The following is a 23844-nucleotide window of genomic DNA, read 5'->3' as shown; positions in this document are numbered from 1 at the left end:
CGGTTACTCCCCTCACCGTCGGTCGGGCGTCAGGACTTCGGCATCAGGACCGAGTCGACGATGTAGACGGTCGCGTTGGCGGTCTGCACGTTGCCGCAGACGACCATGGAGTTGCCGTTCACCGTGAACTCGGTGCCGCTGCCGGCGACCGTCACCTCGCCGCCCTGGAGCGTCTTGTGCGCGCCGGCGAGCTGGTCCGGCCCGAGCTTGCCCTCCACCACGTGGTAGGTCAGCACGTCGGTCAGCATCTTCTTGTCGGCGAGGACCTTGTCCAGGTCCGCCTTGGGCAGCTTGCCGAACGCGTCGTTGCTGGGCGCGAAGACGGTCAGCCCCTGGGCGCTGTTCAGCGAGTCGACGAGTCCGGCCTGCTTGACGGCGGTGACCAGCGTGCTCAGCAGCGGGTTGCCGGAGGCGGCGGTGGCCACCGGCACCTGGGCCATGGCCGCGAAGCTGCCCGGGTTCGACGCGTCGGTCGGCACGGCGGCGCAGCCGGGGCCGAACTGGCCGTCGGCCATCGCCGGCGCGCTGCTGGCCGGCGCGGAACTCATCGGGGCGCTGCTGGCCGGCGCGGCGGCGCCGCTGTCGTCGTCGTTCCCGCCGCAGGCGGCGAGGCCGAGGCTGAGCGTGGCGGCGAGGGCGACGGCGGTGAGCTTCATGGGGCGCATCGGGTGAATCCCTTCAAGTGACTCAATGTCGGTCTGAAGGGGATTCGGTGCTCACCGCCGTCCGGATGGGTCGGCCGTCGAGAAAGATCAGGTGATCGCGAACGCCACCAGCGGTGTCATGGTCGGTGCCACCGACCCGCTCGCCGGTTCCTCGGTCACCCCGAACAGGCCCTTGCCGCGCACACCCGAGAGCAGCTTCGTGCCGCCTCCCCGGCCGGCCGGCAGCACCCCGGCCGAGGTGGCCTTCGTACCCTCGATCAGCCAGAGCTGGTAGGCCCGACCGGGCGCGGGCGCGGCCAGCCCGTCCACCAGGGCCACCCCCTCGTCCCGGCTCGCCGACGCCACCACGGTGACCCGGCCGCCCGCCGGCACGGCGTCGGTGCGCACCACCGCGTCCGGGGCGGTCAGCACCGCTCGGATCCGGGCCGCCTCGTCACGGGCCGCGCCCGCCTGGTCCCGGGCCGCGCCGGCCTCGGTGCGCGCGTCGCGTACCCGCTGCTCCTGGGCCACCCAGGTGGCCGCGCCGACGCCGCCGGCCAGCAGCACGGCGGCGGCCGCGACCGCCAGCCGGCGCCGCCAGGCCCCGGCCCGGGCAGCCCCGGAGCGACCCGCGGGACCGGGCCGCTCCTGCGGGGTACGCCGGATCTCCGCCAGCACCGCCGTGCGCAGCGCGGGCGGGGGTACGGACCAGGTCGAGTCGGCCAGCCGGGCGGCCGTCTCACGGAACTCGGCCAACTCCAGCGCGCAGCTCTCGCAGCCGTCCAGGTGCCGGGCGAACGCGGCCCGCTCGACGTCGTCCACCGCGTCGAGCACGTACGCCCCGGCGAGCGCGTGGATGTCGGTCATCGGGTCAGCTCCACTCCCAGGCAGTCGCGCAGACGGATCAGCCCGTCCCGCATGCGGGTCTTCACGGTCGGCAGTGCGGTCTCCAGCAGGCCGGCCACCTCGCGGTAGCTGTGCCCGCCGTAGTAGGCAAGCGTGATCGCCTCACGCTGCACCTCGGTGAGCGCGTCCAGGCAGTGCCGCACCTGCTGCCGCTCCAGCCGCGCCGCCGCCTCCTCGGCCACCTCGTCGTACGGCGTCTCGGCGGATCCGGCGGCGACCCGGCGGGTGCGTTCGACGCCGGCCTGCTCGGACCGGACCCGGTCGACGGCCCGGCGGTGGGCGATGGTGAAGACCCAGGCGGTGGCCGAGCCCCGGGCCGGGTCGAAGCGGGCGGCGGTGCGCCACACCTCGACCAGTACCTCCTGGGTGACCTCCTCGGCCTGGGCCGGGTCGCGCAGCACCCGCCGCACCAGCCCGTGGACGCGCGGCGAGACGAGGCCGTAGAGCCGTTCGAACGCCGCCTCGTCGCCGCGTGCCACCGCCCGCAGCAGGTCGTCGGTCTCCGCCCGCTGGTCCGGGGCGGCCGAGGGCACGGCGTGCAACCTCGACCGCCCCGGCACGTCACCGGCGCTGTCGCCGTGGGTCATCCGGTCCCGCCTTCCGCCCGCTCCCTCTGCCAGCACGGGAGGCATTCGGAGCCGACGCCGCCCCGGATGGCCGCGATTTCCTACACCTCGACCGTGCGCCCCTGCGCCCGGGCGGTCTCGGCGGCCTCCAGCACCGCCACCACCTCCCGGCCGAACCGGACGTCGCAGCGGTGGTCGCGGGTGCCGGCGTCCACCTCCGCCAGGAGCTGGTCGAGCGCGGCGCCGAACGCCTGGAGCACGCTGCCGTCGCCCGGCGGGGCGCTCTCGACTCCGTTGGGGCCGAAGAAGACGAAGTCCCGGGTGACCGCCTCGGCGGGCGCGTCGAGGGTGAGCGAGAGCGAGCTGGTCGCGCCGCCGTCGTGGGTGAGCAGCAGGTGCGTCAGGCCGCTCGGCCCGTCCATCGCGGCGACCCGGGTGACCCGGCCGAGCACCGGCAGGATCAACGACAGCGCGTGCGGGCCGATGTCCCACAGCGCGCCCCGGTCGCGCCGCCACTGCGAGTCGCCGTACGGGTTGCCGGGCTGGTAGATCGAGGCGAACATGGTGGCGCGGGCGTGCTGCCAGCCACCGGCCGCCGCGGTCGAGGCGAGGAAGCCGGTGACGTTGGGGTGGAAGCGCTGGGTGAAGAAGACCACCGAGGCCACCCCGGACGCCAGGGCCGCGTCGACCACCCGGTCGGCGTCCGCGAGGCCGAGTGCCAGCGGCTTGTCCAGCAGCAGGTGCCGCCCGGCGGTGGCCGCCCGCACCGCGATGTCGGCCTGCACGTCCGGCGGGAGCGCCACGGCGACCGCGTCGGACGCCGCGAGCAGCGCGTCGACGTCGGTGAAGGCCGGCACGCCGTGCCGCTGGGCCAGCGCCTCCGCCTTCGCCGGGTTCCGCCCCCAGACGCCGGCCAACCGGGCCCGGGGGTGGGCGTCGATGGCGGCGGCGTGCGTCTCCGCCGCCCAGTGACCGGTGCCGAACAACCCGAACCGCACCGCGACCCCCTGGCGTCGTCGTCGGCCGCCGGCGTCCGCCGGGACCGTGATCCACGCTAGTCGCCCGGCCCGCCCGGCGCGCCCCGACCCGCGCGCAGAGCCACTACTACGAGGATTAGTAGGCTGGGCCGGTGAACGACACTGCGTCGATGACCAGCGCGGCGGCGGCCGGCTCGCCGGTGGACGGGTGGCTCGCCACGCTCGCGATCGTGCTCTCGCTGGCGGTGGCGGTCTGGGCCCTGGTGGCGGCCGTGCGGCAGCGCCCGCCGGACCGGATCCAGTTCGCCGGCCTGGCCGTGGTGGAGCTGGCGCTGCTGGCGCTGACCGTGGTGGCGCTCGTGGCGCTCGGCGGCGGCGACCGGCCCGGTGAGCCGGGGGCGTTCTTCGGCTACCTGGTGACGCTGGTGTGCCTGCCGCCGCTGGCCTGGGTGCTGGCCCGGATGGAGCCGACCCGCTGGGGCTCGGCCATCGTCTGCGCGATCTGCCTGGTCACGCCGGTCGTGGTGGTGCGGTTGCAGCAGACCTGGGAGGTCGTCGGTGGCTGAGACGAAGGCGCCGGAGCGCGCCACGAACCGGGGGCCGGGCCGGCTGCTGATCGCGGTCTACATCGTCTTCGCCATCGCCGCGACCTCGCGGGCCGGGTTGCAGATCGCCACGAAGTTCGGCGAGGCGCCGGTGGCGTACCTGCTCTCCGCGCTCGCCGCGCTGATCTACATCGTGGCGGCGGTCGGGTTGGCCCGGGCCGGGCACGCCGGCCGCCGGGTCGCGTTGGCGTGCTGCTCGGTCGAGCTGGTCGGGGTGCTCGCGGTGGGCCTGCTGAGCATCGTCGACCGGGAGCTGTTCCCGGACGAGACGGTCTGGTCCGGCTTCGGCAGCGGCTACGGCTACGTCCCGCTGGTGCTGCCGGTGCTCGGCCTGCTCTGGCTCTGGCGCACCCGGCGCGACCCCGCCTGAGCGGGGCCGCGCCGGGCAGCGGTCAGTCCTTCGGGCCGCCGGCGACGTAGATGACCTGACCGGAGACGAAGGACGCGCCCTCGCTCGCCAGGAACGAGATGGTGTGCGCGACGTCCTCCGGGCGGCCGGTGCGGCGCACCGGGATCTCGGCTGCGGCGTGCTCCTGGAGCGCGGCGAAGTCGACCTTCATCCGGGCCGCGGTGGCCGCGGTCATGTCGGTGACGATGAAGCCCGGCGCGACCGCGTTGACGGTCACGCCGTACGGGCCCAGCTCGATGGCGAGCGTCTTGGTGAAGCCCTGCAGGCCGGCCTTGGCGGCGGCGTAGTTCGCCTGGCCCCGGTTGCCCAGCGCCGAGGTGCTGGAGAGGTTGACGATCCGGCCCCACTTCCGCTCGACCATGTGCTTCTGCGCGGCCTGGCTGAACAGGAACGCGCCGCGCAGGTGCACGGCCATGACCGTGTCCCAGTCGGCGTCGGCCATCTTGAACAGCAGGTTGTCGCGGAGCACGCCGGCGTTGTTGACCAGCACCGTCGGCGCACCCAGCTCGGCGGCGACCCGCTCGACGGCGGCCTCCACCTGGGCCCGGTCGGCCACGTCGGCGCCGACGCCGAGCGCCCGGCCGCCGGCGGCGGCGATCGCGTCGACGGTCTCCTTGGTGGCGGACTCGTCGATGTCGACCACGGCGACGGCCATGCCGTCGGCCGCCAGCCGGCGGGCGGTGGCCGCGCCGATGCCGCGCGCGGCTCCGGTCACGATGGCGACGCGGGGCTCCTCCGACATGATTACCTCCCGGTAACTTGGGGTCGATCGAAGGAGCCTAACCCGCCGTCGCGTCCGCCTACAGGGCCCCGCCCCGGCACAGCCGGATCCAGCGGTAGCCGTGGCCGGCGAGCTTGAGCCGGTCGAGCTTGCCCACGTCCTCGTAGTTGCGGTCGCTGAGCACGTCGATCGGCAGGTCCGCCTCGGGCGCCAGCGTGCTCAGGTCGACCTCCACGTCCTCGGTGCCGAGGTTGTGCAGGAAGACCATGGTCCCGGTCCGCCCGTCGGCGCGGTGCGCGAGCACCCCGGCCGGCACCGGCACGTCGATGTGCGTGGTGCTGCCGGAGCCGACCTCCGGGGCCTCCCGCAGGGTACGGATCATCCGCTCGAACCAGCCCAGCAACGAGCGCGGGTCCTTGCGCTGCGCGGTGACGTTGACCTGCTGGTAGCCGTACTCGCCCTTGTCGATGACCGGGCGGACCAGTTTCTCCGGCTCGGCGGTGGAGAAGCCGGCGTTGTCCTTGTAGGACCACTGCATCGGGGTACGGATCGCGTCACGGCCCTTCAGCGACAGGTCCTCCCCCATGCCGATCTCCTCGCCGTAGCGCAGCACCGGCGTGCCGCGCAGCGAGAACTGCAGCGCGTACGCCAGCTCGATGTGCCGGCGGTCGTTGCCCAACATCGGGGCCAGCCGGCGGCGGATGCCCCGGCCGTAGAGCTGCATGTTCTCGTCCGGCCCGAACGTGGCCAGCACGTCGTTGCGCTGGTCGGCGGTGAGCCGGGACAGGTCGATCTCGTCGTGGTTGCGCAGGAACGTGGCCCACTGCCCGCCGGTGGGCAGCTTCGGGGTGTCCCGCAGCGCGTCGATGATCGCCTCCGGGTCCTCCCGGGCGAACGCCAGCATCAGCCGGCCGTTGAGCATGAAGTCGAAGAGCATGTGGATCCGGTTGCCGGAGCCGCTGCCGTCGCCGAAGTAGACGGGCAGCTGGTCGGGCTCGACGTTCGCCTCGGCCAGCAGGACCGCGTCGCCGCGCCGCCACTGCACGTGCTGGCGCAGGTCGGTGAGGTAGTCGAAGTCCTTGGGCGCGTTGGGGTTGCCCGGCTCGGTCTTCTCGATGATGAACGGCACGGCGTCCATCCGGAAGCCGGAGACGCCGAGCTGGAGCCAGAACGAGGTGATCTTCTTGATCTCCGCGCGGACCTTCGGGTTCTCGATGTTGAGGTCCGGCTGGAACTTGTAGAAGCGGTGGTAGAACCAGGCCTTGGCGGTGCGGTCGTAGGTCCAGGTCTCGTGCTGCTCGCCGGGGAAGACCATGCCCTGGTGCCGGTCCGCCGGCTCGTGGTCGGACCAGACGTACCAGTCGCGGTACGGCGAGTCGGGCGAGGAGCGGGCGGACTGGAACCAGGGGTGCTGGTCCGACGTGTGGTTGACCACCAGGTCGATGATCACCCGGATGCCGTGGTTCTGCGCCTGGTGCAGCAGCTCGGCGAAGTCGCCGAGCGTGCCGAGCCGCGGGTCGACGTTGTAGAAGTCGGTCGCGTCGTATCCGTCGTCCTTGTTGGGCGAGGGATGGATCGGGTTGAGCCACAGGCAGGTCACCCCCAGCCGGGCCAGGTAGTCGAGGCGGCCGATCAGCCCCTGGAAGTCACCCACCCCGTCGCCGTCGGAGTCCGCGTACGTGTCGACGTCGAGGCAGTAGACGACCGCCTCCTGATACCACCTGTCACCCATGCGGGGACTACTTCTCCGAACCCGCGAGCCGGCAAACCCGGTACCGTGCCCCCATGAACGAGGAGGCTTCCGACTGGTCCGCCGGCAGGTGGCTGAACCCGCCGGAGCGGGCCGACGCCGTCGACGGTGGGCTCCTGGTCGAGCCGCGGGGCGGCAGCGACTTCTGGCGCCGCACCAGCTACGGCTTCGTGCACGACGACGGCTCCGCGCTGCTGGCCCCGTTCCCGGTGGACACCGCCGTCGAGGTCTCCTTCCGGCTCGACTACGCCGCCCAGTTCGACCAGGCCGGCGTGCTGGTGCGGGTGGACGAGCGGCGGTGGACCAAGGCCGGCGTCGAGGTCAGCGACGGGTCGCCGCAGGTCGGCGCCGTGGTGACCGACGAGTTCTCCGACTGGTCGGTGGCGCCGGTGCCGGACTGGTCGGGGCGGGACGTGACGGTCCGGGTGAGCCGGGCCGGCGACGCGCTGACCGTCCGGGCCCGGGTGGACGACGAGCCGTGGCGGCTGGTGCGGGTGGCCCCGCTGGACCCGGCGGCGGAGGCGACGGCCGGGCCGTACTGCTGCTCGCCCAGCCACGGCGGCCTGCTGGTCCGCTTCACCGGTTGGCGGCGCGGGCCGGCGGACGCGGCGCTGCACCCGGAGGGTTAGCCCGGTCACCGCCGGGTGTGAGCACCCCTCGCACGGGTACTAGTGCCGGATCTCCGGCCCCCGTGTGGAAGGACCGCCCATGGCCCTGGCCCAGAACGTCGATCCGAACCAGTTCACCGGGCTGACCGGGTGGGTGGCGAGCGTGATCGACTCGCTGGGCGCGGTCGGCGTGGCGCTGCTGGTGGCGCTGGAGAGCATCATCCCACCGATCCCGAGCGAGATCGTGCTGGCGATGGCGGGCTACCTCTCCGCCGAGGGCCGGTTCAACGTGGTGGTGATCGTGCTGGCGGCGACCGCCGGCTCGCTGCTCGGCGCGCTGGTGCTCTACTGGCTCGGCGCGGCGCTCGGCGAGGACCGGCTCAAGCGCTGGCTGGATCACATTCCGCTGGTGGACCTGGAGGATCTGGAGAAGGCGGACCGCTGGTTCGAGCGGCACGGCCGTTGGGCGGTGCTGATCGGCCGGGTGGTGCCGGTGGTGCGCAGCCTGGTCTCGGTCCCGGCCGGCGCGAACCGCATGCCACTGGGCGAGTTCATCCTGCTCACCACGCTCGGCAGCGGGGTGTGGAACACGCTGATCGTGGGTGCCGGCTTCCTCCTCGGGTCGCGCTGGGAGGACGTCGACCGCTACAGCCAGTGGTTCAACTACGCGATCTTCGCCATCTTCGGTGTGATGATCGTGAGCTGGGCGGCGAAGAAGGTACGCCGGCGGCGCGCCCGGCAGTCGGTGACCACCGGGCGCTGACCGCGGCGACGTGTTAAGCGGGGCCCCCGCCACATCCGAATGCGTTAAGCGGGGCCCCCGCCTTACACCTCAGCGGCGGAACGTGAACCAGTTGACGTTGACGAAGTCGGCCGGCTGGCCGCTGCTGAACGTGAGATAGACGGTGTGCCGGCCGGTCACCGCGCCGACGTTGCCGGGCACCGACCGCCAGGTCTGCCAGCCGCCGGTGTTGCCGACCGCGAAGCTGCCGATCGGGGTCGCGGTCGGGCTGTCCACCCGCACCTCCACCAGGCCGCTCACCCCGGCCGCCGCGCCGGAGGCGACCCGGGCCACGAAGTCGCGCGGCGGCGTCGAGCCGAAGTCCACGTTGTCGTAGCGGGCCCAGTCGCCGTTGGCCAGCCAGCCGATGTCCTGCCCACCCTCGGTGCACGTCTCCACCTGCACGCCGTTCTGCGCGTTGAACGACTCGGCCTCGATGGTGGCGTACGCGTTGCGCACCCCGCCGGGCGGCGGCGTGGTCGGCGTCGGCGACGGGTTGCCGCCACCGCCCCGGGAGTAGACCGCCACGTAGTCGACGAGCATCGGCCGACCGGAGACGGTCGACCCGGTCGGCGTGGCCGAACCGGCGACCCCGTCCGGGAAGCCGCCGCCCATCGCCACGTTGAGCAGCAGGAAGTAGCCGGCGTGGCTGGTCATCTGGGTCCAGTACGGCTCGCCGACCTGGCCCTGCGTGACGGTGTGGAACTGCTGCCCGTCGACGTACCAGCGCAGTTGCTGAGGGCTCACCGAGGTGTCCCACTCGAACCGGTAGGTGTGGAACGCCGACTGGCACGTGCTGCCCGGGCAGGCCCGGGACGCGCCGCGACCGTTGAACTCGTCGCACGGGCCGCCCGGCGCGACGCCGCAGTGCAGCACGCCCCACACCGAGTTGATCCCGTTGACGTTCTCCATCACGTCGAACTCGCCGATGCCCGGCCAGTTCTGGTAGTTGCCCCGGTAGGGCGAGCCGAGCGCCCAGAACGCCGGCCAGTAGCCGGCCGCCGCCGCGCCTGTCACATCGGGCATCTGGATCCGGCCCTCGATCGCCAGCACGCCGCCGCTCGGCGGCTTGAAGTTGCTGCGTACCGTCTCGATCCGCGCCGAGGTCCAGCGGCCGGCGGAGTCCTTCAGCGGGGTGATGCGCAGGTTGCCGCCGCCGTCCTGGGCCAGGTTGGCGGTGCTGGAGGTGTAGGTCTGGATCTCGCCGGTGCCCCAGTTGGCCGGACCGCCCGGATAGCTGGTGCCGGTGTCGACGATCCAGTTGGCCGACGAGGGCAGCGTGCCGGCCGCGCCGGTGAAGTCGTCGCTCCACACCAGGCTCCACCCGGAGGGCGGGGTCGGGACGGCCGCCTGCGCGGTCATCGAGACGCCGGCGAGCGCGGTGGTGCCGGCCAGCACGGCCGCGGTCAGGCCGAGCCGGCGGCGGGACCGGGACATGGTGGTGGGGGCGGCCGGGGCCGCCGGGATCGGGTTCATGCGGGGTGCCTCTCTGCGGGGACGGGGCGGAGAGCGCTCTCTGAGGCGATTTCTACGCGCCCGCCCCCGCATTTGTCAACGCTTGTCGATGGCCGCCGGCTGCGGCCGCCGCAGCAGACCCTGCTCCAGCGCGGTCCACGCGGTGGTGGTGACCAGATAGAGCACCGCCGCGAGCGGCACCACCAGCGCCACCAGCACGGTGCCGAACGGCAGTAGCGGCAGCAGCCGGCCGAGCACCGCCGCGCCCGGCCCGTCGGCCGGCGCGCCGCCGACCGTGCCGGTGGCGGCGGCCAGCCGGCGCGCCCGCCGCGACGACCACCAGGCCAACGCCAGCAGCGCGGCCAGCAGCACCCCGAACACCACCGGCACGCCACCGGTCAGCCCGTCGCCGAGGTGCCACCCCAGCGGTACGCCGGCGAGCCGCTCCCCCAACAGCTCCGGCGCGCCGTCACCGGTGGCGAAGACGCGGTACATGACCAGGAAGAACGGCGCCTGCACCAGCGCCGGCAGGCACCCCGCGACCGGGCCGGCCCCGGCCCGTCGGTAGAGCGCGAACAGCTCGCTCTGCAACCGGGTCGGATCGTCGGCGTACCGGCGCCGGAGCTCGCGGATCTCGGGGGCGAGCGCCGCGCGGCGCCGCTCCCCGCGGACCTGGGCCAGCGTGAGCGGTGAGATCAGCAGCCGGACGGCGGCGGTGAACAGGACGATGGCGGCGGCCGTCGCGGCGCCGCCGGTGAGCGGGACGAGCGCATCGGCGAGCCAGGTGACGACGGCCGCGGCGGCCGAGGCCGCGGCGTGCAACGGTGCGAAGGCGAGCATGGGCGGACCCCTCGGACGATTCCGGATGCCCCGGGCGCGCGACGGCGCGGCACGGCGGGACGGATGACGACGGAATCGGCCGCGCACCACCCGCGACGGTCACCCCCGAGTGCGTCCGTGACGCGTGCGGGTGCTTCCCGGCGGGAGCGGTCAGGCGGCCGAGGGGCGCAGCCCGGGTGCGCGCGGGCGTGGACGGCCCGGCGCGTCCGGGTCGACCTGCCGCGGCATCCGCCGGCTGCGGGCGCGGGCGCGCACCGAGGCGGCGCGCCGGGCGCCCGGCGGGGTGGGCAGCGCCCGCACCCGCAGCGCGAGCACCGTGGCCAGCAGCAGCGCGGCGGCCACCGCCGCGCCGGCCAGCAACCCGGCCGGCCGGTCCGCGACCAGGGCGAGGGCGTACGCCCACGTCCCGGTCAGCAGCCCCAGCATCCCCACCACACGCCCACCCTAGAACCCCGTGTCACGCCCGCGGTCAGGACGACTCGCGGACCAGCGGGAAGGGCAGCGTCTCCCGGATCGAGCGGCCGGTCAGCAGCATCACCAGGCGGTCCACGCCCAGCCCCAGGCCACCGGTCGGCGGCATCGCGTACTCCAGCGCGGTGAGGAAGTCCTCGTCCAACTCCATCGCCTCCGGGTCACCACCGGCCGCCTGCAACGACTGCGCGGTCAGCCGCCGCCGCTGCTCGGTCGGGTCCACCAGCTCGGTGTAGGCGGTGCCCAGCTCCATCCCGTACGCCACCAGGTCCCAGCGCTCGGCCAGCCGCGGGTCGCGCCGGTGCTGGCGGGTCAACGGCGAGACCTCGGTCGGGAAGTCCAGATAGAACGCGGGCGCCTCGGTGCGCGCCTCGACCAACCGCTCGTACAGCTCCAGCAACACCGCGCCGGCCGTCCACCGCGGGTCGTACGGCACCCCGGCCGCGTCGCAGTGCTTGCGCAGGGTCGCCAGCTCGGTGTCGGCGGTGACCTCCTCGCCCAGCGCCGCCGAGATCGCCTCGTGCACCGTGACCGCCCGCCACTCGCCGCCCAGGTCGACCAGCTCGCCACCCGGCCGACGGGCCACCGGCTCGCCGTGCACCGCGGTGGCCGCCGCCACGATCAGCTCCCGGGCCAGCTCGCGCATGTCGTGGTAGTCGGCGTACGCCTGGTAGGCCTCCAGGACGGTGAACTCCGGGTTGTGGGTGGCGTCCACGCCCTCGTTGCGGAACGCCCGGCCCAGCTCGTAGACCCGCTCGATCCCGCCCACGGCGAGTCGCTTCAGATACAGCTCCGGCGCGATGCGCAGACTCAGCCGCAGGTCGTAGGCGTTGATGTGGGTGACGAACGGGCGGGCGTTCGCGCCGCCGTGCACCCGTTGCAGGATCGGCGTCTCCACCTCCAGGAACTCCCGCCCGGCCAGCCCGGCACGCAGGCTGTGCAGCGTCGCGCCGCGCGCCCGCAGCATCTCCCGGGCCGCCGGGTCCAGCGCCAGGTCGAGGTAGCGCTGCCGGACCCGCGCCTCCGGGTCGGCCAGCCCGTGGTGCTTGTCCGGCAGCGGGCGCAGGCACTTGGCGGTCAGCTCCCAGCTCGCCACCCGCACCGACACCTCGCCGCGCCGGGTCGCGTAGACCTCGCCGGTCGCGCCCACGTGGTCGCCGATGTCGACGCTCGACCGCCACCGGTCCAGGTCGTGCTCCAGCAGGAGCTGAAGGTCACTGCTGCCGTCACGCACGGTGACGAAGAGCAGCCGCCCGTGGTCGCGGACCAGCAGCACCCGCCCGGCCACCGCCACCGTCTCGCCGGTGCCGGTGTCCGGGGTCAGGCCGGCGTGCCGCGCGCGCACCGCCGCACAACTCGCCGTGCGCGGATAGCCCACCGGGTAGGGGTCGACGCCCTCGGCCCGCAGCCGGTCGAGCTTGGCCAGGCGTACCCGGATCTGCTCGGGAAGGCGGACGGCGGGCGGCTCCGGCGGGACGGCCCGGACCGCGGCGGCGGCCGGCGGCACGTAGCCGACCCCGCCGCCGGCCGGCGGCACCCCGTGCAGCGGGGTGGGCCGGCCGCCGGGCAGGGCCAGGAAGCCCTCGGCGGCGGCCGCCGCGAGACCCACCCGGGCCAGTTCCCGGCGCTCGGCGAAGCAGAGGTAACGCGGCGTCCAGTGCGGCTGGTACTTGGCGTTGGACAGGTAGAGCGACTCGAGCTGCCACCAGCGGGAGAAGAACAGCAGGGTGTGCCGCCAGGCCCGGATCACCGGGCCGGCGCCGATCCGGGCGCCCTGCTCGAACACCGAGCGGAACGCGGCGAAGTTGAGCGACACCCGGTCGACGCCGAGGCGCGGGCCGGCGGCCAGCAACGCGGCCACCATGAACTCGGTGACCCCGTTGTCGGCGGTCCGGTCCCGGCGCATCAGGTCCAGCGACACCCCGCGCGTGCCCCACGGGCTGAACGACAGCAGCCCGCGCACCTGCCCCGCGCCGTCACGCGCCTCGACCAGCACGCAGTCGCCGTCGGCCGGGTCGCCGAGGCGGCCCAGCGCCATCGAGAAACCACGCTCGTGCCCGGTGTCCCGCCACGAGGTGGCCAACGCGGCCACCTGGGCCATCTCCTCCGGCGGGATCTCGGCGTGCCGGCGGACCAGCGCGGTGTAGCCGGCCCGCTCGACCCGGTGCACCGCCTGGCGGACCGGCCGCATGTCCCGCCCGTCCAGGTCGAACTCCCGGGTCAGCAGGATCGCCTCGTCGCCGAGCTGGAGCACCTTGAGGCCGTGCCGGCGGTACGCCCGCGCGCCGGCCTCGCTGGCGCCCAGCACCGCCGGCGTCCACGCGTAGGCCCGGGAGTGCTCCAGCCACGCCTCGATGGCCGGGCCCCACGCCTCCGGGTCGCCGACCGGGTCACCGCTGGCCAGGCTGACGCCGTTGACCACCCGGTAGGTGAGCGCGGCCTTGCCGCTGGCCGAGAAGACGGCGGCCTTGTCCCGCCGGGTGGCGAAGTAGCCGAGCGAGTCCCGCTCGCCGTGCCGGGCCAGCAGCTCCCGGATCCGCTCCTCCTCGCCGGCGTGCAGCACCGCGTTGGCCCGCTGCGAGCGGACCAGGGTGAACAGGGCGGCCAGGAACGCGGTCGCGCCGAACGCGCCGAGCAACAGGTTGACCCAGCCGGGCGCCTGCCCCCGCCGGGTCACGTCCAGCGTGACCGCCCCGCCGAAGACCTTCTCCACCGCGTAGCCGAGCCGGTCCGACCAGGTGTGCAGGCTCCCCGGCTCGACCAGGAGCAGCAGGTAGCCCAGGCCGACGAAGGCGACGGCCAGGCCGGCGAGCACGCCCAACGCCCGCCATGTGCTGCCCGGCCGGACCCGGGCGTAGAACTCCCGCCGGGCGGCGACCAGCAGCGCCACCGCGGCGCCGGCGAACGCGATGCCGACCCAGACGCCGATGGTCTCCAGGGTGCCGAAGAGGCGCTGGCCGGCGGCGTGGTTCAGCTCGTTGGCGCCCACCATCAGCAGCAGCCCGCCGGCCGTCAGGCCGACCACGAGCGTGAGGCTGAAGTAGACCAGCAGCACCCACCAGGCCAGCCGCTTGCGCCGCCGGGCCGCGGCGGCCAGGACGCCGAGGAACACCGCGTACGCCAGGTTGGCCGGCGCCGGGACCAGCAGCGCGTCGATGGCGGTGCGGACCGGCTGCACGTCGGCGGCGACGGCGCTGCTCAACGCGGCGAGCGCGCACACCGCGGCGACCGCCGCGAGCAGGATCGCGAAACCGCGCGGGACCTGGGCACGCACCCCGGTCACCGTCCGCGACGTGCCGTTCCCCGTCACCGCGACCTCCTCCGCCGCCGGCGGCGGCCCGCCGGGCCGGCTCATCGTAGACCCGCGTTCCCGGTGCGCGACGGCCCTCGGCGGCCACCCGGCGGCCGAACGCGAGCGGGCGAATCGGGCCGACACGCCGTCCGGTGCGTTTCCGGGCGTCGACACGGTGGGTAACAGGGGCGTCGACCACACGGCACGGTGCCGTGACCGGTCGGGAGGAGACGGTGGTGACGATGAGCGGCCCAGTGGCGGAGCGGGAACGGGACGCCGCGCCGGGCGGGACGGACCTGCTGACGGTCGGCGTCGAGGAGGAGTTCCTGCTCGCCGACCCGCACACCGGCACCGCCGTGCCCGCCGTCGAGCTGGTGATGGAGCAGGTGCCGGCCGAGCTGCGGGGTCAGGTGGAACGCGAGTTCCAGACCAGCCAGATCGAGATCGGCAGCCCGCCCGGGCTGGACCTGTCCTCGATCCGCCACTCGCTGGGCATGCTCCGCGCCGAGCTGGCCGACGCGGCCGAGCGGGCCGGCGTACGGCTGCTGGCGATCGGCACCGGGCCGGTCGACGGGCCGGTGCCGCCGGTGGTGGACAAGCCCCGCTTCGACCGGATGATCGAGCGGTTCCGGCTGTTGGTGCCCGGCCCCGGCAACAACGGCATGCACGTGCACGTCGGCGTGCCCGACCCGGACACCGGCGTGCAGGTGCTCAACCACGTCCGGCCCTGGCTGCCGATCCTCCAGGCGGTCACCGTCAACTCCCCGTTCGCGCGGGGCGCGGACACCGGCTACGCGAGCTGGCGCTCCATCGAGTGGGAACGCTGGCCGTCCGTCGCGCCGACCCCCTACCTCGAGTCGCACGAGCACTACCAGCGGCTGATCCGGCAGCTCATCGCCAGCGGCGTGATGCTCGACGAGGGAATGCTCTACTGGTACGCCCGGCTCTCCGCCAAGTACCCGACCGTGGAGCTCCGGATCGGTGACGTCTGCCCGTCCGTGGACGACGCGGTGCTGGTGGCCGCGCTGGTGCGCGGGCTCGTCGCGACCGCGCTGACCGACATCGAAGCCGGCCGCCCGGCCGTCAACACCGACCACCACCTGCTGGTCGCGGCGCACTGGCGGGCCGCCCACGACGGGCTGGAGGGCCAGGGCGTCGACCTGCACGACGGCGAGCTGCGCCCGGCATGGGAGCTGCTGGACCGGCTGGTCGACCGGCTCCGCCCGGAGCTGGACCGGCACGGCGACCTGGACCGGGTGACCGACCTGCTGGGCGGGCTGCGGCGGCACGGCAGCGGCGCGGCGCGGCAGCGGGCGGTGTTCGAACGCACCGGCGAACTGGTCGACGTGGTCGCCGACGTGGCCCGGCAGACCCGTGGCTGAGCTGCCCCGCCGCGAACGGGCGGCGTGACAGGATGAGCGGCGTGGCGGAACGGATGATCGTCATCGGCGGGGACGCCGCCGGCATGTCGGCGGCCTCCCAGGCGCGGCGCCGCCGGGGCCGCGCCGAGCTGGACGTCGTCGCGTTCGAGCGGGGGCACTTCACCTCCTACTCGGCCTGCGGCATCCCCTACTGGATCAGCGGCCTGGTGCCGGAACGCGACCAGCTCGTCGCCCGGACCCCGGACGCCTTCCGCGACGAGTACGACATCGACGTCCGGACCCGCCACGAGGTCACCGCCATCGACCTGGACCGCCGCGAGGTCGTCGCCCGGGACCTGGACGGCGGCGGCGAGGTCCGCGCCGGCTTCGACACCCTGGTGTACGCGACCGGCGCCACCCCGGTGCAGCCGGAGTGGGCGCGTGACGAGGTGGCCGGCGTGTTCGGCGTGCAGACGCTCGACGACGGCGCGGCGCTGCTCGACTGGCTCGAACACGAGCCCCGGCCCCGGCACGCGGTGGTGGTCGGTGGCGGCTACGTGGGCGTCGAGATGGCCGAGGCGCTGGTGCAGCGCGGGCTCACGGTCCAACTGGTCGAGCAGGCCGCGCAGCCGATGGCCACCGTCGACCCGGACATGGGCGAGCTGGTGGCCGAGGCGATGCGCGGGGTCGGCATCAGCATCCGCACCGGCATGACGGTCACCGGCCTCACCGAACGCGACGGCCGGATCGCCGCGGTGGTCACCGACGAGGGGCCGATCCCGGCCGACGTCGTGGTGCTGGGCCTCGGCGTACGCCCCAACACCGCGCTCGCCGAGGCGGCCGGGCTGCCGCTCGGGCCGTCCGGCGGGATCCGGGTGGACCGCCGCATGCGGGTGCCCGGGGTGCCCGGCGTGTGGGCGGCCGGCGACTGTGTGGAGTCCCTGCACCGGGTCAGCGGCATGCCGGTGCACGTCCCGCTCGGCACGCACGCCAACAAGCAGGGCCGGGTCGCCGGAATCAACATCGGCGGCGGCTACGCCACCTTCCCCGGCGTGGTCGGCACCGCCGTCACCAAGGTCTGCGAGCTGGAGGTGGGGCGCACCGGCCTGCGGGAGCGCGACGCCGTCGAGGCCGGCTTCGAATTCGTCACGGTGACCGCCGAGTCGACGAACCGGGCCGGCTACTACCCGGGGGCCCGGCAGATGACCGTGAAGCTGATCGCCGAGCGGCCCAGCGGGCGGTTGCTGGGCGCGCAGATCGTCGGCTGGTCCGAGGCGGCCAAGCGGATCGACGCGCTGGCCGTGGCGCTGTGGAACGGCATGACGGTGGACGAGATGACCGCGCTCGACCTGGGCTACGCGCCGCCGTACGCCCCGGTCTGGGATCCGGTGCTGATCGCCGCCCGCAAGGCCGTCGACGCCCTGTCGAGGTAAGAAGGGGCCCCCTCTTAACGTCTTCTGCATAGGAGGGGCCCCCTCTTGACGCTTCCGGCGCGGAGCCGTCAGCGGCAGGTCCAGCGCACCGCCCGGAACCCACCGCCGTCGAGGTCCACCTGGCCGCCGAGCACCTGCCCGTCGTCGCTCATGCTGGCCACCGCACCGACCGCCGCACCGCCACCGCCCGGCCGTGGCAGCATGAGCAACCCCGCCCCGGTGTGCAGCACGGCCACCTGGCGGCCCGACTCACCGGCCAGCCACCCCCGGTCGTTGCCCACCTCCGCGTGGAACGGCTCCGCCAGCGCCACACTCTCTCCGGTGCGCACATTGATCCGGGTCGGATACAGCTGCCATCCGCTGCGGACGCGGCCCGGGTCGAGTTCGCGGTAGGCGGTGCCGATGACCCAGTCGCCGGCCATCGAGCCCGGCGCGAACTGGAACGCGGTCCCATCCGGAACGGACGGCAGCGGCAGCAGCTCCGGGCGGCTCGCGCCGGTACGCCAGACCGCCGCCCGCATGTCGCCCGACGGCCCGTCGGACACCTTGCCGACGACGGTGCCGTCCTCGCCGACGGCGACCGCCGTCCCCTCCCAACGGGGGCCGGGCAGCGGCAGGTCCACCGCCTCGCTCCGGAGGTTCTCCCAGACGACCGGCAGCTGCCGCTCCCCGACCTGGCGGAAGCCGACGATCCGGCCGGCGTCGTTCACCGCCGTCGCGCCCGCCACGCCGCTGCCCGACAGCCGACTCGCTCGTCCGGCCCGCACCGCCCACGCCTGCGACCGGTCGGCGACGAAGGTCTCCCCGACCGCGAGCCCGTGCCGGTTGACGTCGAGCATCCGCTGGTCGCTGCCGGGCAGCTTGATCTTCTGGGGCTTGCCGTCGTGCCAGAGCACGACCGGGTAGCTGAGGCCACCGGGGTACAGCCTCCCCACCAGCCATCGGCCGCTGGGGTCGCCGCCGGTGACCAGGCTCCGCCCGGTGGGCGCGGACAGGAACTCAGCCGTACAGACCGGTGGGCGCGGGGACGGGCTGGTCGGTGCCGGGGTCGGCGCACCGCTCACCACGGCCGGCTCCGGCGCGCCGGCGTCCGGCCGCTGGTGCAGCGCCACCGGAAGCGCCGCGAACGCCAGCACCCCGAGCGCGGCGGCCCCGGCCGTCCCCACCCGTCGGTTCCGCCTCCGGCGGCGGGCCTCCCGGATCGCCCGGCCCAGGTCGATCCGGGAGGGCCGGTCGGGCTCGTCCTCCAGCAGTCGCAACAGATCCGCGACGCGCTTCTCGTCGATCGTCATGGTCACCGCTCCGTTCCGGTCCGACCGGCCAGCTCCCGGTCACCGAGCAGTCGTCGCATCGCCGCCAGACCGTGCGAGGTCTGGCTCTTCACCGTGCCGGGCGAACAACCCAGCGTGCGGGCCACCTCCTCGACCGGGAGGTCGTGCAGGAAACGCAGCACCAGCACCGCCCGCTGGCGGGGTGGCACCCGGTCGAGGGCGTCCCGCAGCACGGTCCGGTCCTCGACGCCCCGGTCCTCGGTGGAGCGGACGTCCGGCGGCCCACCGAACAGGTGGACCCGCCACCAGCCGCGCCGGCGGCTGTCGAGGAACAGCCGCACCAGCACCGTCCGGACGTAGGCGTCCAACCGGTCCACCTCGCCGAGTCGCGACCAGCGCGGGTAGAGCCGGGTCGCGGTCTCCTGCACGAGGTCGTCGGCCTGGTCGGCGTCACCGCACAACGCGTACGCCAGTCGGCGCAGCGCCGGCAGTCGCGCGGTCACGTACGCCACGTATTCCTGGTCCGCCGTCTCCGACATCCGGCTACCTCCATGGGGGTTCGCTCTTCCAGACGGCGTCCCGCCCGTCCGGGTTGCACGCGCCCCCCGGACACCTTCGGGCGCGGGCAGGATGGGCGGATGCGATGGGAGATCCCCGAGGGGTTGCGGTGGACCGAGCGGGCGCCGGGTGGGCGGGCGTGGCTGGCGGAGCTGCCCGACCGGCTGGCCGCGTGTGTCGCGCGGTGGGAGTTGACCGCCGTCGGGCCACCGTTCGACTACGCGTTCGCCTCGCTGGCCCTGCCGGCGGAGCTGCCGGACGGGACGCGGGCGGTGCTGAAGCTCCAGTACCCGGACGACGACAGCGTCCACGAGGCGACCGCGCTGGCGCACTGGGCCGGCCGGGGCGCGATCCGGTTGCTCGCCCACGACGCCGGGTTCCGGGCGCTGCTCGTCGAACGCTGCGACCCGGGCACGCCGCTGCACACGCTCCCGGCCGACGCCGCGCTCGACGCGGCGGTCGGACTGCTGCCCCGGCTCGGGGTGCCGGCCGGCCCGCCGTTCACGCCGCTCGCCGAGGAGGCGGCCGGCTGGGCGGAGCGGATGCCCGGCAACTGGCGGCGGGCCAACCGACCGTACGAGCGGCGACTGCTGGACGCCGCGCTCGGGTTCCTCGCCGACCTCGCGCCGAGCCAGGGTGAGCAGGTGCTGGTCAACCAGGACCTGCACGCCGGCAACGTGCTCGCGGCCGGCCGGGAGCCCTGGCTGGTGATCGACCCGAAGCCGCTGGTCGGCGAGCGCGAGTTCGCGGTGGTCCCGCTGGTACGCGGCGCGGAGCTGGGGCACTCCCCGGCGGCGGTGCGGCACCGGCTCGACCGGCTCAGCGCCGAGCTGGGCCTGGACCGGGAACGGGTGCGCGGCTGGGCGGTCGGGCAGACGGTGGCCTGGAGCGTCGGCGGCGACCAGGTCTTCCCCGGCAACGTCGAGGCGGCCCGCTGGCTGCTCGACGCGCGGTGAGTCAGCCGGCCTGGCAGGTGGGGCACCAGTAGAGGTTGCGTCCGGCCAGCACGCCCCGGCTCACCGCCGTGCCGCAGACGTGACAGGGCGCGCCGGGGCGGCGGTAGACGTACACCTCGCCGCCGTGCCTGTCGACGCGCGGTGCCCGACCGGTGGCCTCGGGCAGGTCGGCGTCGCGGACGGTGTCGATCCGGCCGCGCTCGACCGCGACGGTCATCAGCGCCACCAGGTCCGCCCAGAGTTCCACCCAGCCGGCCGGGGTGAGTTCCCGGCCGGGCAGCAGCGGCGGCAATCCGGCCCGGAACAGCGCCTCGGTCACGAAGATCAGCCCGGTGCCGGCGACCACGGACTGGTCCAGCAGCAGCGCGGCGAGCGGGGTGGGGCTGCGCCGGATCCGCGCGTACGCCCGGTCCGGGTCGGCGTCGGCACGCAGCGGGTCGGGGCCGAGCCGGGCGCGCAGCGCCGCCACCTCGGGCGGGGTGAGCAGCTCGCAGGCGGTCGGGCCGCGCAGCTCCAGCCAGTTGCGGTCGCTGTGCAGGCGCAGCCGCAGCTGGCCGACCGGGGCCGGCGGCTCACCCGGCCCGTCGGCGAACTTCCCGTACAACCCCAGGTGTACGTGCAACGTCAGCTCACCGGCGTAGTGGTGCAGCAGGTGCTTGCCGTACGCCTCGGTGCCGTCCAGGACGGTGCCGGTGAGCCGCGCGGCGCCGTCGGCGAAGCGGCCCTGCGGGCTGTCCGCGTGCACCTTGTCGCCGGCGAACAGCTCGGCGTGGCGGGTCGCGAGGCGGTGGATGGTGTGTCCCTCTGGCACAGGTGCCAAGGGTAGCCAGCCCCGCTCACCTCTGCCGGCTGGCCACCGCCAGGTCGAGCAGGTGGGCCAGCCGGTACCGCAGCACCCGCGCCTGCCCGATCGACAGCGCCAGTACGGTGGCCTCGCCGCCCAGGGTCACCATCGTCTCCGCGCCGGCGTGCAACGCCCGCACCAACCCCACCTCGACGGCGGACGCCTCCGATCGGTTGGTGTCGACCTGGCGGGCCCGGGAGCGGTGCCGGCCCCGGAGCCGGCAACCGTCGCGGTCACACCAGCGCGGGTGGTCCGGGTCCGCGGCGAGGGCGCCGGTCGGAAAGACGTGCACGTGCCCGCAGGGCCGCGACACCCCGGGCTCCAGACCCGAGGGGTACGCCGCCAGCCCGGCTCCGCCGATCGCGGCGGTGGCCTGCGGGGTGTGCGCCGTGCAGGTGTACGCGCAGGCGTCCAGGGAGTCGACCGTGTACAGCTCGATCCGCACGGTCGCCGGTGCCCCGCAGGTGGGCAGCGTGGGTAGGGTGCTCACGGGTCGCCTCCTCGTAGGCGATCAAGGCCCTCGGCCAGCGCCGCAATCGCTGACCGAGGGCCGCCTGACGTAATGCCAAATTACCAGTAAGAAGTTGGCCTTGCCAAGGTCGATTGATCGGCCAAACTCTATCGCGAAAAACACCCCTCATTTGGCCAGTGAGATCATCTACAGCATGGCCAACCGACTAGCGGATGCGGTGCGTGCGTTTCACATGGCGCAGGCGACCGCCGCCGCCTCCGCCCAGCGTGCGGCCGAGGATCGGGAGAAGGTCACCGAGGCCCGCGACCGGCTCGCCACCGCCATCGTGGAGGCATCGCAGGGCGGCATGCGTCAGGTCGACATCGTGCGGGTGACCGGCTACACACGCGAGCGCGTCCGCCAGATCCTCCGCTCCCACGGCATCGCCCCCGACTAGCCAGGCCGGACCGCGTCGCGGGACGTCGTTGAATCGACGTCTGTCGACTGACAGACTGTCTGCGGTCGCGCTCGGGAGCCGGCGCGAGCCGTTCGATGCCAGCAGGAGAGTGACGCGCGGGGTGCTCCGGCATCCGGTGCTGGGCAGTCCTCTCCGGCAGTCCGCCGTGCCGCCGTCGCGCCGCCCGGGCGGCTGAACGCCACCCACCGCCGCCGCGGGGCCGCAGCTCAGCTCAGGAGCGCAGATGATCCGTACCCTCGGCGCGGCAGTGGCCGCCGCCCTCACCCTGACCGGCCTCGCCACCTCGGCCGGAGCCGCCCAGCCGCCCGTCACCCCCGCCATGACACCCGCGCCCACCCCCACGCCCACGCTGGCGTGCCTGCCGGCGCTGCCGGTCAGCGGGCAGGTGACCGGGACCACCGCCACCAGCCTCACCATCACCTACTGGATGCTGCTCAGCCCGCCCTGCGGCTACGACCCGCCGATGGTCGTCACGCTCTTCGCCAGCCGCGAGGACGCCACCGCGTGGCGCGACCCGGTGGCCGAGGCCGTCTCGAAGCCGGAACGCTCCGGGACGGTGACCGTCGCGGGGCTGACGCCCGACACCGACTACTGGTTCCGGTTCAGCGACACCCAGGGGCATCGGGACCCGTACGTCATCGGCGGCCCGGCGCGGACGCTGTCCACGTCGACGTGCGCCGCGACGGTCCGGATCGACAGCCGGTGGTACGGCGGCTTCATCGCCACGGTCACCGTGCGCAACACCGGCACGGAGTCGACCGGTGGATGGCTCGTCTCCTGGCAGTGGTCCGGGGACGAGCGCATCGAGTCGATCTGGGGCGGGGTGGCCGAGCGCGCCGGCGAGAACGTCACGGTCCGCAACGCCTCCTGGAACGGGACGCTGGCGCCGGGTGCCTCGACGACGTTCGGCGTACTCGTGGCGGCCAGCAGCGCGTCCGCGGGCATCACGCCGATCTGCGGACGGTGAGCGGCATGCGTTTCCCGGCGGATCGGACGGGCGGGCGCGGGCGCCTGCGGGCGGTCCTGGCGGCGCTCACCGTGGCCGCCGCGACGGTGCTCGGGCCGGGCTCGGGCGCGGTGGCGGCACCGGTGACCGTCACCAACGGCACGCAGTTCACCGACACCACGGGCGCGGTGGTGCACGCCCACGGCGGCGGCGTGCTCAAGGTCGACAACTACTACTACTGGTTCGGCGAGAACCGGAACCCGGACAACACGTTCCGGGCGGTCTCCGTCTACCGCTCCGCCGACCTGCGCACCTGGGAGTTCCGCAACAACGTGCTCACCCAGTCGTCGGCCGCCGAGCTGCAACGGGCCAACATCGAGCGCCCGAAGGTCATCTACAACGCCGGCACCGGCCGGTTCGTGATGTGGATGCACAAGGAGAACGGGTCCGACTACAACGAGGCGCGGGCCGCAGTCGCCTCGTCGGCCACCGTGGACGGCGCCTACACCTACCACGGCAGTTTCCGGCCGCTCGGGCAGCACATGTCGCGGGACATCACGCTCTACAACGACAACGGCACCGCGTACATGATCTCGGCCGCCAACGAGAACCGCGACCTGCACATCTACCGGCTCACCTCGGACTACCTCGACGTGGCCGGCCTGGTGGGCAACTTCTGGGCCGGCGCGACCCGCGAGGCGCCGGCGATGTTCAAGCGGGGCAGCACCTACTTCCTGCTGACGTCGGCGGCGACGGGCTGGAGCCCGAACCAGGCCCGGTACGCCACCGCGTCGAGCATCTCCGGGCCGTGGAGCGGCTGGACCGACGTGGGCAACGGCACCACGTTCAACTCCCAGCCGGCCTTCGTGCTGCCGATCCAGGGCACGTCCACCACCAGCTACCTCTATCTGGGTGACCGGTGGGCGGGCGCCTGGGGCGGGCCGGTCAACGACTCGCAGTACGTGTGGCTGCCGATCACCTTCCCGACCGCCACCAGCATGAGCCTGACCTGGTATCCGTCCGTCACCGTCGACACGGCCACCGGGACGGTCACCGGCAGCTCGCCCACCTCCTACCGGGTGACCGCGCGACACAGCGGCCGGGTGCTGGACGTGATGGACGGCTCCACCGCGAACAACGCCGAGGTCAAGCAGTGGTCCTGGAACGGCGGCGGGAACCAGCGGTGGGAGTTCCAGGACGCCGGCGGCGGCTGGTACCGCCTCGTCAACGCCAACAGCGGCAAGTGTCTCGACGTCGCCAACGCGTCCACCGCCGACGGCGCCAACATCATCCAGTACACCTGCGGCAGCGGCGCCAACCAGCAGTGGCAGTGGGCCGCGACCGGCGGCTGGTTCCAGCTCCGGGCCCGGCACAGCGGCAAGTGCCTGGACGTGGTCAACGCCGGCACCGGCGACGGCGCGGACGTCCAGCAGCTCACCTGTGGCAGCGGCACCAACCAGCAGTGGTCGCGGACCCAGTCCTGACGGCGGACCGGAACGCGGCCCGCCGGACGGGCGGGCC

At 74.1% G+C, this 23844-nt stretch carries 23 protein-coding genes and 1 pseudogene; 10 read left to right on the top strand and 14 right to left on the bottom strand.

Annotation, left to right across the window (positions count from 1 at the left end; translation table 11 throughout):
- Positions 1–29: 29 nt before the first annotated feature.
- The 4 genes from GA0070213_RS23560 to GA0070213_RS23545 all read right to left on the bottom strand — a co-directional run bounded on the left by GA0070213_RS23560 (position 30) and on the right by GA0070213_RS23545 (position 3114).
- Positions 30–665, bottom strand: a complete 636-nt coding sequence (locus tag GA0070213_RS23560; RefSeq protein WP_091068935.1) for a fasciclin domain-containing protein — start codon at positions 663–665, stop codon at positions 30–32.
- An 87-nt stretch (positions 666–752) separates the two neighbouring features.
- Complete coding sequence (locus GA0070213_RS23555) at positions 753–1511, bottom strand: anti-sigma factor (RefSeq protein WP_091068930.1); 759 nt, start codon at positions 1509–1511, stop codon at positions 753–755.
- Positions 1508–2137 (bottom strand): ECF RNA polymerase sigma factor SigK, encoded by a 630-nt coding sequence (gene sigK / locus GA0070213_RS23550; RefSeq protein WP_091068926.1) that lies wholly within the window; start codon positions 2135–2137, stop codon positions 1508–1510. The genes GA0070213_RS23555 and sigK overlap by 4 nt, the downstream gene beginning before the upstream one ends.
- An 80-nt stretch (positions 2138–2217) precedes the next feature.
- Positions 2218–3114 carry a Gfo/Idh/MocA family protein gene (locus GA0070213_RS23545; protein ID WP_091068921.1) on the bottom strand — a complete coding sequence of 299 codons (897 nt, stop codon included), beginning with the start codon at positions 3112–3114 and terminating at the stop codon, positions 2218–2220.
- A 149-nt stretch (positions 3115–3263) separates the two neighbouring features.
- Between GA0070213_RS23545 and GA0070213_RS23540 the strand changes: the two genes are divergently transcribed.
- Together GA0070213_RS23540 and GA0070213_RS23535 are read left to right on the top strand one after the other, a co-directional pair.
- A complete protein-coding gene (locus GA0070213_RS23540; RefSeq protein ID WP_091068918.1) occupies positions 3264–3659 on the top strand; it encodes a hypothetical protein in 396 nt (131 codons plus the stop codon).
- Positions 3652–4118 (top strand): annotated as a pseudogene (locus tag GA0070213_RS23535) (hypothetical protein). Before GA0070213_RS23540 ends, GA0070213_RS23535 begins: the two are co-directional and overlap by 8 nt.
- On the opposite strand, the gene fabG reads toward GA0070213_RS23535, so the two are convergent.
- Both fabG and GA0070213_RS23525 read right to left on the bottom strand, forming a co-directional pair.
- Entirely contained in the window at positions 4091–4849 is a 759-nt protein-coding gene (gene fabG / locus GA0070213_RS23530; protein ID WP_091068912.1) for a 3-oxoacyl-ACP reductase FabG, read from the bottom strand. The pseudogene GA0070213_RS23535 and the gene fabG overlap by 28 nt on opposite strands.
- 58 nt (positions 4850–4907) lie before the next feature.
- Positions 4908–6560, bottom strand: a complete 1653-nt coding sequence (locus tag GA0070213_RS23525; protein ID WP_091068909.1) for an alpha-amylase family protein — start codon at positions 6558–6560, stop codon at positions 4908–4910.
- A 53-nt stretch (positions 6561–6613) separates the two neighbouring features.
- Between GA0070213_RS23525 and GA0070213_RS23520 the strand changes: the two genes are divergently transcribed.
- Entirely contained in the window at positions 6614–7207 is a 594-nt protein-coding gene (locus GA0070213_RS23520) for a DUF1349 domain-containing protein (RefSeq protein WP_091068906.1), read from the top strand.
- A 79-nt stretch (positions 7208–7286) separates the two neighbouring features.
- The gene (locus GA0070213_RS23515; protein ID WP_091068902.1) at positions 7287–7949 is read left to right on the top strand and encodes a DedA family protein; all 663 of its coding nucleotides are present in this window, start codon (positions 7287–7289) and stop codon (positions 7947–7949) included.
- Positions 7950–8018: 69 nt separating this feature from the next.
- On the opposite strand, the gene GA0070213_RS23510 is transcribed toward GA0070213_RS23515, so the two are convergent.
- The 4 genes from GA0070213_RS23510 to lysX form a co-directional block, all read right to left on the bottom strand.
- Positions 8019–9443 carry a carbohydrate-binding protein gene (locus GA0070213_RS23510; protein WP_091068900.1) on the bottom strand — a complete coding sequence of 475 codons (1425 nt, stop codon included), beginning with the start codon at positions 9441–9443 and terminating at the stop codon, positions 8019–8021.
- A 75-nt stretch (positions 9444–9518) separates the two neighbouring features.
- Complete coding sequence (locus tag GA0070213_RS23505) at positions 9519–10262, bottom strand: YidC/Oxa1 family membrane protein insertase (protein WP_091068895.1); 744 nt, start codon at positions 10260–10262, stop codon at positions 9519–9521.
- Positions 10263–10412: 150 nt separating this feature from the next.
- A complete protein-coding gene (locus GA0070213_RS23500; RefSeq protein WP_091069113.1) occupies positions 10413–10688 on the bottom strand; it encodes a DUF6412 domain-containing protein in 276 nt (91 codons plus the stop codon).
- Between the two features lie 43 nt (positions 10689–10731).
- A complete protein-coding gene (lysX, locus tag GA0070213_RS23495) occupies positions 10732–14043 on the bottom strand; it encodes a bifunctional lysylphosphatidylglycerol synthetase/lysine--tRNA ligase LysX (RefSeq protein WP_245716523.1) in 3312 nt (1103 codons plus the stop codon).
- A gap of 215 nt (positions 14044–14258) precedes the next feature.
- Here lysX and GA0070213_RS23490 point away from each other — a divergent pair, with 215 nt between their 5' ends.
- Together GA0070213_RS23490 and GA0070213_RS23485 are read left to right on the top strand one after the other, a co-directional pair.
- Entirely contained in the window at positions 14259–15407 is a 1149-nt protein-coding gene (locus tag GA0070213_RS23490; RefSeq protein ID WP_091069109.1) for a carboxylate-amine ligase, read from the top strand.
- 41 nt (positions 15408–15448) lie between these two features.
- On the top strand, positions 15449–16819 hold the full coding sequence (locus GA0070213_RS23485; RefSeq protein WP_091068889.1) for an FAD-dependent oxidoreductase: 1371 nt from the start codon (positions 15449–15451) through the stop codon (positions 16817–16819).
- A 68-nt stretch (positions 16820–16887) separates the two neighbouring features.
- Here the strand turns inward: GA0070213_RS23485 and GA0070213_RS23480 are convergent, their stop codons facing one another.
- Positions 16888–18111 (bottom strand): hypothetical protein, encoded by a 1224-nt coding sequence (locus tag GA0070213_RS23480; protein ID WP_091068883.1) that lies wholly within the window; start codon positions 18109–18111, stop codon positions 16888–16890.
- A gap of 2 nt (positions 18112–18113) precedes the next feature.
- The gene (locus tag GA0070213_RS23475) at positions 18114–18629 is read right to left on the bottom strand and encodes a SigE family RNA polymerase sigma factor (protein WP_091068880.1); all 516 of its coding nucleotides are present in this window, start codon (positions 18627–18629) and stop codon (positions 18114–18116) included.
- Positions 18630–18728: 99 nt separating this feature from the next.
- On the opposite strand from GA0070213_RS23475, the gene GA0070213_RS23470 reads away from it, so the two are divergent.
- On the top strand, positions 18729–19604 hold the full coding sequence (locus GA0070213_RS23470) for an aminoglycoside phosphotransferase family protein (RefSeq protein WP_091068877.1): 876 nt from the start codon (positions 18729–18731) through the stop codon (positions 19602–19604).
- Between the two features lies 1 nt (position 19605).
- On the opposite strand, the gene GA0070213_RS23465 is transcribed toward GA0070213_RS23470, so the two are convergent.
- The gene (locus tag GA0070213_RS23465; protein WP_091068873.1) at positions 19606–20415 is read right to left on the bottom strand and encodes an Fpg/Nei family DNA glycosylase; all 810 of its coding nucleotides are present in this window, start codon (positions 20413–20415) and stop codon (positions 19606–19608) included.
- Positions 20416–20440: 25 nt separating this feature from the next.
- Entirely contained in the window at positions 20441–20938 is a 498-nt protein-coding gene (locus GA0070213_RS23460) for a hypothetical protein (protein ID WP_091068870.1), read from the bottom strand.
- 151 nt (positions 20939–21089) lie between these two features.
- Here GA0070213_RS23460 and GA0070213_RS23455 point away from each other — a divergent pair, with 151 nt between their 5' ends.
- From GA0070213_RS23455 to GA0070213_RS23445, 3 genes are all read left to right on the top strand, one after another.
- Positions 21090–21356, top strand: a complete 267-nt coding sequence (locus tag GA0070213_RS23455; protein ID WP_139128718.1) for a hypothetical protein — start codon at positions 21090–21092, stop codon at positions 21354–21356.
- Between the two features lie 244 nt (positions 21357–21600).
- Positions 21601–22344 (top strand): cellulose binding domain-containing protein, encoded by a 744-nt coding sequence (locus GA0070213_RS23450; protein WP_091068862.1) that lies wholly within the window; start codon positions 21601–21603, stop codon positions 22342–22344.
- A gap of 5 nt (positions 22345–22349) precedes the next feature.
- A complete protein-coding gene (locus GA0070213_RS23445) occupies positions 22350–23807 on the top strand; it encodes an RICIN domain-containing protein (RefSeq protein WP_091069105.1) in 1458 nt (485 codons plus the stop codon).
- Positions 23808–23844 lie beyond the last annotated feature (37 nt).

It is taken from the genome of Micromonospora humi, assembly GCF_900090105.1.
Taxonomy (GTDB): Bacteria; Actinomycetota; Actinomycetes; order Mycobacteriales; family Micromonosporaceae; genus Micromonospora; species Micromonospora humi.
This window is presented reverse-complemented; position numbering and strand designations above follow the sequence as displayed.